9 protein-coding genes, 1 pseudogene and 1 other annotated feature are annotated in these 9,249 nt (G+C 32.4%); of the genes and pseudogenes, 4 read left to right on the plus strand and 6 right to left on the minus strand.

Going from position 1 to position 9,249, the window contains the following annotated elements; all coding sequences use genetic code 11:
• Nucleotides 1–196: 196 nt before the first annotated feature.
• Nucleotides 197–823 (plus strand): DUF6518 family protein, encoded by a 627-nt coding sequence (locus tag KI369_RS21840; protein ID WP_212957364.1) that lies wholly within the window; start codon nt 197–199, stop codon nt 821–823.
• Between the two features lie 235 nt (nt 824–1,058).
• Here KI369_RS21840 and KI369_RS21845 read toward each other — a convergent pair whose 3' ends face one another.
• From KI369_RS21845 to KI369_RS21855, 3 genes are all read right to left on the minus strand, one after another.
• Nucleotides 1,059–2,042, minus strand: a complete 984-nt coding sequence (locus KI369_RS21845) for a sensor histidine kinase (protein ID WP_212957365.1) — start codon at nt 2,040–2,042, stop codon at nt 1,059–1,061.
• Complete coding sequence (locus KI369_RS21850; protein WP_212957366.1) at nt 2,039–2,746, minus strand: response regulator transcription factor; 708 nt, start codon at nt 2,744–2,746, stop codon at nt 2,039–2,041. Before KI369_RS21850 ends, KI369_RS21845 begins: the two co-directional genes overlap by 4 nt.
• 125 nt (nt 2,747–2,871) lie before the next feature.
• Entirely contained in the window at nt 2,872–3,786 is a 915-nt protein-coding gene (locus tag KI369_RS21855) for an acetamidase/formamidase family protein (RefSeq protein ID WP_212957367.1), read from the minus strand.
• A 145-nt stretch (nt 3,787–3,931) separates the two neighbouring features.
• Between KI369_RS21855 and KI369_RS21860 the strand changes: the two genes are divergently transcribed.
• Nucleotides 3,932–4,360, plus strand: coding sequence for a cell wall hydrolase (locus tag KI369_RS21860; RefSeq protein WP_212957368.1), 429 nt, complete (start codon nt 3,932–3,934; stop codon nt 4,358–4,360).
• Between the two features lie 59 nt (nt 4,361–4,419).
• On the opposite strand, the pseudogene lysS reads toward KI369_RS21860, so the two are convergent.
• Nucleotides 4,420–5,946, minus strand: a pseudogene (gene lysS / locus KI369_RS21865) (lysine--tRNA ligase).
• Between the two features lie 82 nt (nt 5,947–6,028).
• Nucleotides 6,029–6,288: a binding site (T-box leader), on the minus strand.
• A gap of 67 nt (nt 6,289–6,355) precedes the next feature.
• A complete protein-coding gene (locus tag KI369_RS21870; protein WP_212957369.1) occupies nt 6,356–6,526 on the minus strand; it encodes a DUF2197 domain-containing protein in 171 nt (56 codons plus the stop codon).
• A 129-nt stretch (nt 6,527–6,655) separates the two neighbouring features.
• Here KI369_RS21870 and KI369_RS21875 point away from each other — a divergent pair, with 129 nt between their 5' ends.
• Together KI369_RS21875 and KI369_RS21880 are read left to right on the plus strand one after the other, a co-directional pair.
• Nucleotides 6,656–7,558: an SMP-30/gluconolactonase/LRE family protein gene (locus KI369_RS21875; protein ID WP_212957370.1), complete on the plus strand. Its 903-nt coding sequence runs from the start codon at nt 6,656–6,658 to the stop codon at nt 7,556–7,558.
• Nucleotides 7,555–8,256 (plus strand): class I SAM-dependent methyltransferase, encoded by a 702-nt coding sequence (locus tag KI369_RS21880; RefSeq protein ID WP_212957371.1) that lies wholly within the window; start codon nt 7,555–7,557, stop codon nt 8,254–8,256. The genes KI369_RS21875 and KI369_RS21880 overlap by 4 nt, the downstream gene beginning before the upstream one ends.
• A 254-nt stretch (nt 8,257–8,510) precedes the next feature.
• Here KI369_RS21880 and KI369_RS21885 read toward each other — a convergent pair whose 3' ends face one another.
• Complete coding sequence (locus KI369_RS21885; RefSeq protein WP_212957372.1) at nt 8,511–9,140, minus strand: class I SAM-dependent methyltransferase; 630 nt, start codon at nt 9,138–9,140, stop codon at nt 8,511–8,513.
• Nucleotides 9,141–9,249 lie beyond the last annotated feature (109 nt).

Consider the following 9,249-nt stretch of genomic DNA (forward strand, 5'->3'; position numbering starts at 1 on the left):
ATATGTTAGGGTAATTATTTTTACCATTTTGATTAGGTAACGAGTTTTAATATTTTATGCTCCCACTTATAAATACAACGACTGATTATCCACCAAACAATAATTCATTATTGTTTTTCGATAAAAATTTATTGATTATTTTTCCATAATAAGCTATTATATGTTTGCAAAAAATATTAATGTAAGGATTGAATTTATGGACAGGACATTAAAAATCACAAAGTTAAATATGTTTTTAAGGATCGTTCTCCTCCCGATTGTAATAGGGATAATTGTTGGTATACTAACTAAGTTGGGCCAAGGTATACTTCCAGGTAATTGGAACTCCTTAGCTAACCTAGGAAGTGTTTGGTTAGTTCCATCCTTTTTTGTGGCTAGCTTTAGTTATTCTAAGCGTACAGCTATACTTTCTGGTACCTTTGCACTACTCGGTATGGTATTAGGCTACTATGGCTATGCAATAGTTATTGAAAATGTAGCTCACTCTATTTATTTTATATCTGTATGGATTGTATGTGCATTTATAGGAGGAACTATTTTTGGAATGGCAGGTTTTCTATGGAAAGATACTGCAAATCCACTTCATAAATTCGGAAGTGCACTTTTAAGTGGAGTTTTTGTAACGGATGGACTTCATATTCTTTTAAATTTTGAAGACTATAGTCACATGTTACCTGTTGGATATACCGAAGTCATAGTCGGGATTATCTTGATTCTTGTATTAGAACGCTCTAATGCTAATCGAATTTCTTCTTTCTTAATGATGGTTCCTATCACTATTTTAGGCTTAATTGGATATAAATTATTAAGTTTGTTTGCTTAATTAAAATTCATACAGCTAGCTCTTTCAAAGGGCGAGCTTTTTTCTTACAAAAAACTATTTATATATTAATAAATTATTAACCACTTCTCATAACAGCCGTATTTATTATTGTATCATTACACATACTTACACGACCTTTTATTAGAATCATACCAGTCTTTTATATCATTTCATTTAGACAATATAAAGTAAGGCTAAAAAACTTATTTCAAAAGTTCTTTAGCCTGAATCATTTTTACACATTAAAAAATTTAATTCGTACAACTGTACCTTTATCAACTTCTGAATGGATTTCTACACTATGTCCTAATTGTTTCGTAATTTCATATACAAGATATAGCCCCATTCCAGTTGATTCTTTGAAATCTCTGCCATTTTCCCCTGTAAAGAATGGTTTAAATACTCTAGGTAAATCTTGCTTAGGTATTCCTACGCCGTTATCGGCAATTTCGAGTATAACATTATTACCTTCCTTACAAGCTTTCACTTTAATCTTCTCTCTACTACCAGATGAATATTTAATCGCATTTGAAAGAATTTGTCCAATTAAAAATTGTAACCATTTCGCATCACTTTCTACAGTAATGTTCTTATAAATTTTAAGCTCAGGATATACAAAATTCCGGATAAAGAAGCGTTTATGTTCATGCACAGAATCATTCACTATTTTATGTAGCTGTACTTTTTCCACGTAAAAATCTTGTGTAAATGCTTCTAAACGTGCGACATACAGAGCCATCTCTAATCCCTTTTTTAAACGATCCGTTTCTTCATTAATACTCTCAAAACGCGAATCCACTTCATCCTGTGTAATTAACTCTATTACAGATAAAGGTGTTTTCATTTGATGTATCCATTGATTCATAAAAGTTAGATGATCATTATTTTTTCGCTCTTGTATTTGGAGCTGATTTTGATAATGGCGATATTGTACCTCAAGCAAGTCTTGAAGAGCAGCAGATATAGCTGCAAAATCAGACTTTTGAACTGATTCATCTAAAGATTGCATCGGGTTTGCTAAACGCTCATAAAAAGAACGATGTGTAAAGTAACGAAATACTAAATAGCCTACCATAAAAAAGGCACCTAAAAACATTGCATACAATGCCGTTGCAATATGGTTATGTCCATCAAACCAATATACGAGAAATATAGATAGTAATTGGATTGCTGTAAAACAAATAAGTGGTATATGATCACGAATAAACAATCTTATCATTTTTCCATACCAGTATCCCAAGTAATATGTAGTCTATATCCAACACTACGAATCGTTTCAATTGGATCCTCAATATGTAACGTTTTTAACTTTTTTCGCACACGTGTCGTATTTACACTTAATGTATTATCATCAACATAGGATTCGCTATCCCATAATTTATTTAACAACACTTCTCTACTCACAATACGTGGATAATTTTTCATTAACATTTCTAATAAAATAGCTTCATTTCTCGTTACGTCAATTTCTTGATTCTTAAGCTTCAATACAAGCCTTTCAGGATATAAACAAAGTCCATGTTGCTCAACCATCCGCTCTTCTACTTTCGGTGCATAATCTCCGTAAGCACGTCTTAAATAACTTCGGATTTTAGCCATTACAACTTCGTAATGGAATGGCTTTGAAATGAAATCATCACCACCGTTTTCTAAAGCCATAACTTGATCCATCGTACCTTCACGAGCTGAAATAAATAATATCGGACACGTGGAAACTCCGCGAATTTGACGACACCAATAGTACCCATCAAAACTCGGTAAATTAATATCTAATAAAACTAACTCTGGTTGTTCTTCTAAAAAAATATTTAATACATTTTGAAAATCAGATACAATAATTCCTTCATACCCGTATTTCGCAACATGTGTTGATAATAATTCTGCTATTTTCATATCATCTTCTACAATCATAATTTTAACCATTATTTACTCCTTTATCGATCCGCAATCGTATATACAATTATATAAAATAAATAATACCTTTTTTTACTTAATCCGTAAATTTAAAAAGGATACTTTTATACAAAAGCATCCTTTTTCTATTATTCTTACTTAATATGACATTCACTGTAATTAAAACCCAGATTCTCCACATAATCCATACTTAGTTCCATTCGTGCCGTTTTAAGTGGATCCACAACTTGACAAACTTTTAAATCACCGGCAGCTGATAATAAAAGCGTGGCATCAGCTTTAGACATTTGTAATTCTTCATGTAAAAATGTCACCATATTACGTACAGCACGATTCGCTGCATCATCTAGCAATTTCTCTGAAGCAAGCGTCATTATTTTTTCTTTTTGAATAGCCATTGGTAATGGCCATTTCTTTCCTTTTATAATATGAACTGTTACCGTCACCTCACCAGCAACCTCTACTCCACTAACACCAATTTCACCGTCACCCATCGCTGCGTGTAAATCACCTAATGCTAATAGAGCACCAGGAACATTTACAGGTAATAATAATGTTGTCCCTTCTTTTATCTCTTTACAGTCCATATTCCCACCGTGATCATGCGGTGTGCCACATGAAACACTCTCTTCTTTTGGAGCAGTTCCAATTACACCGATCATTGGATTAATTGGGATTTGTAGTTCATTCGAAAACAAAACATGTTTATTATGTATTGGGACAATTTTCACTGTATTTTCATGTAGCTCTTCACCCATTACACCAAGATTCGTACCTGTAGTTAAAACACCTTGCTCTGCAATTTGAATCTTTTCAATCGTTACGGCTAATATGTCACCAGGCTCTGCATCACTGATATATACAGGTCCAGTCGCAGGATTAATTCGGTTCCAATCTAATTCTTGAAACGCAACATCTTCAGAATCAATTTGATTTTCAAAGCAATCATATGTTTCAAATATAAGGCGACTCCCAATTTCTACTTCCATGCATGGTTTATTTTCTGATGACATTGCGTAAATGATATGTTCTTTATGAATTCGATACATAATACCTCTCCCTTTTATATTTATCTACTATTACTAATTAGCTTTTTTCAGACAAGCTCCTCTTGAAATGTTAATTTTATGTGAAAAAGCACCAAGCTTATTTAAAAACATACACTCTTTACTATAACAGAAAGGTGGTATCACTATGCCCCTTATTCCATATAACGAAAGCGATGTTGACTTACTTGCTCGATTAATACGTGCTGAAGCTGAAGGCGAAGGTCGACAAGGTGAACAACTTGTTGGTTGCGTAGTAGTAAACCGTGTATTTTGTGATTGCTTAGATTTTAAACAACTTCGTTCTGTACGTGATGCTGTATATCAAAGCCCCGGTGGATTTGAAGCAGTGCAATACGGATATTTTTATCAACGTGCTCGTGAATCAGAAAAAGAAATCGTACGAAAAGTTTTACAAGGTGAGTGGCGCTGGCCAGCAAGATGGGCTCTTTGGTATTTCCGTCCAGTTGGAGCTTGTCCGCCCGAATGGTATAACCAGCCGTTTGTAGGACAGTTTAAAAGTCATTGTTTTTATGAACCTAGTGGTAATGAATGTCCGAAATTGTATTCACGGTAGTAAAATTCGGAACGCAAGTACTTAGAAAATTGGGTACTTGCGTTGCTTTTAACTTTTTTTTAGAAATCTAATAATGCGATGCTTTTTTCTATACCTACCACATGTATTAATAATGGTATACGAGGACCATTTGATTGATTTATAATGAGCATATATATAATAGTGAATAACTGTTTTTGATTTTCTTTCATTATTTTTTTATTTTCATGATGGCAAATTGAATACAATTGTTCCATAAAGTTAGAGTAATCTTTATTAGAACGAAGTATTTTGCAAACTTCTACTAACCATTCTTTCTGTCTTTCATCTAATGTGTTGTAAAACTCTGTATATCTCTCTTGATTTACCGCAATTAATTTTTCAGATTAAAAGTTTCTTATCCAATATTCTGCGCGGTTACATATCGCTATCATAGCATCTAATGTATATTGTAAAATAGATGTATCAAAATTTAATAGCGGTAACATTCCAGCTACTTGATTAAATTTCGGATATTCTTTAAATCCGCTCTCAGCTCTAGAAAGTTTAATTGCATCAAGTAAATCTTCATTTTTAAGCGTTTTATTTTCATAACTACTTTTCAATTGTTCATACTCTGTAAAATTGCGAATCACATCTTCATCAAGACTAATATGAAACGCTGCGTCTGGCCTATATTTTGCAAACATAAATAGAATTACTTCAGGCAAATACACTTTTAACAACTTACTAGGTGTAATGCTATTCCCTGAAGAACTAGACATTTTTTCATGATTCCCTTTAATACCAATGAAATCATAAGCAATGTAATGAGGAGCTTCACGATTGAATATTTTCCTTGCAATTTCCTCGGATACATAATAACTACCCGTTTCCGATGAATGATCTCTTCCGCCCGGTTCAAAAATAACATCCTCTATCATCCACCTCATCGGCCAATCAATTTTCCAATTCAGTTTCATTTTATTTGTATTTAATACCGATATTTCATTTTGATTTCCACATTCACATTCATACCGAACTTTTTTTAATAACTCATCAAAATGTGTAATCGTAGTTGCATCTTTCTCGCATTCCTCACAATATAACGTAACTGGATAAAAGCTCTCTCGCTCTTCTTCACTACACTCTCCCGTTTTAAATCTCATTCAAATATTATATATTTCTTTTCTTTTATACAAAGACTCTAATATTTTTCCTTTATACCTTCCACTTCTATATTCAGCATGTTGATATATGAATTCCACTTCAAGCCCAAATACTTGAAGCAATTTCTCAAACTCTTTTTCAAAATGCTCTGCATACGAGTTATGACATCCATACGGATCTGGAATATCACAGTATGGCATACCAATATATTTTACAAAAGATGTATCAATATTTTTAGGGACTTTTCTAAACCTGTCATAATCATCCCATGAAAATATAAAACGAGTCTTTTTCCCTAAATCTTGAAGTGCTCTTACAATGAAATAAATCGTTATTATTTCGCGAAAGTTCCCGATATGAACAGATCCAGATGGACTGATTCCAGATGCACAAACAAAAGTTCCTTTGTTTGGATGTTTTCTAATTAATTCACGTGCTACTTCATACGCCCAATGCATATATTACTCACCTCAATTAATTTTTGTTTTCACATTTTCAGTTTTATACAATAAAACAACTCTCAGCCCCAAGATTATTCATCTTGAGGACGAGAGTTGTTAGCTTCGCGGTACCACCTGAGTTTGTCAATACGTCGCCATATTAATAACCTCTTCAGGTACGGCAAAATATGCTTATACCCTATCTCTATAACGGGAGAACCCGTCGCACCATCCCTAAACAAATTAGTTCCTTGCACAGCTCCAAGTCTTTTTTCATTAAGATGTATACCGCTCTTTCTCAGCTACCAGAGCTCTCTGTACGTATTCTTTCTTAACTACTCTTCTCTTCCACGCCATTTTAAATATTAGTTTTTTATATAATAATTTATAACGTTTTTATTTTCTAATTTTTCCAATTAGAAAATAACTATCTAAATAAATGTTTTATCGCTTCTAATTGAATTTTATGACTACATTCATCACAACAATATTTCCCTTTCGGTTTCTCTTTAAATCGCTTATATTTTTCACTACCTTCATAAACACGAAATGTGTTCTTACAAGAAAAGCAAACAATTTCATAAAACATCATATGCATTTTCCTCTCCTTATTTATACACTTTTTTAATAACTCTGCCTACCTTACAAATCTTAATATGCTCTCACTAAAGGTTTACCTCTATTCTTATCGAATTATATAAATATCTTATAAAGCGAGGTGAACATCTTGGTCAGTACTATAGAATTAGTTTTAGATGCGAAAGCTAGTTTAGCTGAAGGACCATGTTGGAATGAAAAAAAGCAACTTTTATACTGGGTTGATATTATGGAGAAACAATTATGCATATTTAATCCTATCGCTAATACAAACCGAGTAATTGCTCTCAATCAACAAATTGGCTGTGTTGTTCCATATATAGATGACATACTACTCCTAGCTATGGAAAACGGCTTTTATTTTATTAATGTAAAAACAGAAAAACTGACACATATTTTTGATCCCGAATCACATTTAATAGAAAATCGTTTTAATGATGGAAAATGTGACCCAGCTGGTCGCTTCTGGGCAGGTACTACAGATACATACGGTATTAATGCTGCAGGTTCCTTGTATTGTTTAAATAATAATTGGAGCGTAGAGAAAAAAGTTTCACATGTAAATACATCAAATGGAATAGCTTGGTCACCTAATCATACATACCTTTACTATATCGATACACCTACTAAAAAAGTAGTTCGTTTTCATTATGATATAAGTACTGGAGAAATTTGCAATCCAATCGATGTAATCTTTTTCTCTGAGAATGAAGGTTTACCTGATGGTATGACAATTGATGAAGAAGGTTGTTTATGGATTGCGCATTGGGGCGGTTCAAAGATTACTAGATGGAACCCTTTAACTGGAGAACAAATATTAAGTATCCCAATTCCAGCGCTATATGTAACATCTTGTACATTTGGAGGGCCTAATTTAACAGACCTATATGTTACAACAGCCAGAACAAGAATGACGGATGACGAATTAAAAAAATATCCACATGCTGGTGGTATCTTTCGAATTCAAACAAATGTAAAAGGTTGTCCTACCCATTCATTTCGCAATAATAACATTGGAGCTGAAACTATATGAACCGCATCGAATACATAAGACAAGAAGAAAAGAAATATCATGACCTTTGCTATGAACAATATAAACTGTTTGAAACTGGGTCTTGGCTTTACAAACCAGTTAAAACGGTGATGGACTTAATAGATCACTTTGAAGGACAAAAAAACTTGCAAGTACTTGACCTCGGCTCTGGTGTCGGAAGGAATAGTATTCCAATTGCACAAAAAATAAAAAATGCTAGCGGTACTGTTACATGTGTCGATTTACTTGATTCTGCTTTAACAAAATTACAAACTTATAGTATAGAATATGACGTAATTAAAAATATTAAAACAGAACAAGCAGCAATTGAAAACTACTATATCGTCCCTAACACTTATGATTATATCGTTGCAGTATCTAGTTTAGAGCATGTTCAATCAGAAGAAGATTTAACAAATGTGCTCCATTCTATGAAAGAAGGTACAAAGACTGGTGGTATCAATTGTTTCATTATTAACTCGAACATACAAGAAATTGACTTACATACGAATGAAGAATTAGATGCTTTAATTGAAATTAACCTTCCTACTGATGATATGATAAATCTATTAAAAAGCATTTATAAGGACTGGAATGAAATTAAAATTGAAATAAAAGAATTAGTCTATGATATTTTTCGCGATGAAAGGCATATTCAATTAAAAACAAATGCGATTACTTTTGTCTTTCAAAAATAATCATATAATTAAGGTGTGACTCTTTCCTTCTGATTCATTTTTATTGTATGATATTTTTATCTTTTAATATTTATTAAACAAAAAAATAAAAGAGCACTTGTTTCCGCAAGTGCTCTTTTTGGGGATTTTGAGATATCCTATTAAAGAATGTTAAGGTTACTTAAAGTTAATAGGTACTTCTATTATATGCTTGTCCTTTTTATTTGTGCATAATCAATATATAAACATCTTTAGTAATTGTTAATAACTTTTATTTATAGTTCTTTCTTACATTTTATCATTAAGAAATTAATTGAAGGTTTATTTGCCATGTTCTTATTTGGTTCATCAATTTCCGAAACTTGTACTAATCCATATTTATTAAAATCATTTTTTACAGATTCAGAATCATAGAAGAACATTTTTACGCCTTCCATTACCTCATAATAGTCTTGCTCCAACTGTTTTCCTTTTCCATACATTGGAGCTTTTTTAGAAACTGTTGTAAAAACCAAATACCCTCCTGGTTTTAACTGATTATAACAATCTTTAATAAAATTCTCTCGCTCCTCCCCATTCAACAAATGGAGAAGTGCATGACTAAATATCCCATCATAAAGTTTATTATCAAAAGGCATTTCGTTTACCGAACCGTGATACATACGAACATTTTCTAGTCCGTTTTGTTTTGCTAAATCAATGGCTGTTTTTGAAATTTCAATACCTGTTACATTTATACCATTTTCGATAAACACCTTTGCGTTTCTTCCATATCCAATACCCGGAACTAATATGTTCTTAACGTTCTTTTCTAGAAAAAAATCTTTTGTCAAAATTGCAGATTCTGTAGGTTCAAATCCCCACATTGTTTGTTTCTCAATAAAACTCGATTCCCAAAATTCCATTTTTTTATCTCCTTATTCTTTTCTCATGTATAGCATCACATGAAAGACCTATTAATTTTAACGCTGCTTTTTTCACCACAGTCACTATAGGTCCATTGAATATAGCATA

This window comes from Bacillus sanguinis (assembly GCF_018332475.1).
GTDB lineage: Bacteria > Bacillota > Bacilli > Bacillales > Bacillaceae_G > Bacillus_A > Bacillus_A sanguinis.

Bases quoted from the DNA above. Each gene is read 5' to 3' on its own strand.
- KI369_RS21845 (WP_212957365.1), bottom strand. From the start codon at position 2,042: ATGATAAGATTGTTTATTCGTGATCATATACCACTTATTTGTTTTACA.
- KI369_RS21855 (WP_212957367.1), bottom strand. From the start codon at position 3,786: ATGTATCGAATTCATAAAGAACATATCATTTACGCAATGTCATCAGAA.
- KI369_RS21870 (WP_212957369.1), bottom strand. From the start codon at position 6,526: ATGCATATGATGTTTTATGAAATTGTTTGCTTTTCTTGTAAGAACACA.
- KI369_RS21885 (WP_212957372.1), bottom strand. From the start codon at position 9,140: ATGGAATTTTGGGAATCGAGTTTTATTGAGAAACAAACAATGTGGGGA.
- KI369_RS21880 (WP_212957371.1), top strand. From the start codon at position 7,555: ATGAACCGCATCGAATACATAAGACAAGAAGAAAAGAAATATCATGAC.
- KI369_RS21860 (WP_212957368.1), top strand. From the start codon at position 3,932: ATGCCCCTTATTCCATATAACGAAAGCGATGTTGACTTACTTGCTCGA.
- KI369_RS21850 (WP_212957366.1), bottom strand. From the start codon at position 2,746: ATGGTTAAAATTATGATTGTAGAAGATGATATGAAAATAGCAGAATTA.
- KI369_RS21840 (WP_212957364.1), top strand. From the start codon at position 197: ATGGACAGGACATTAAAAATCACAAAGTTAAATATGTTTTTAAGGATC.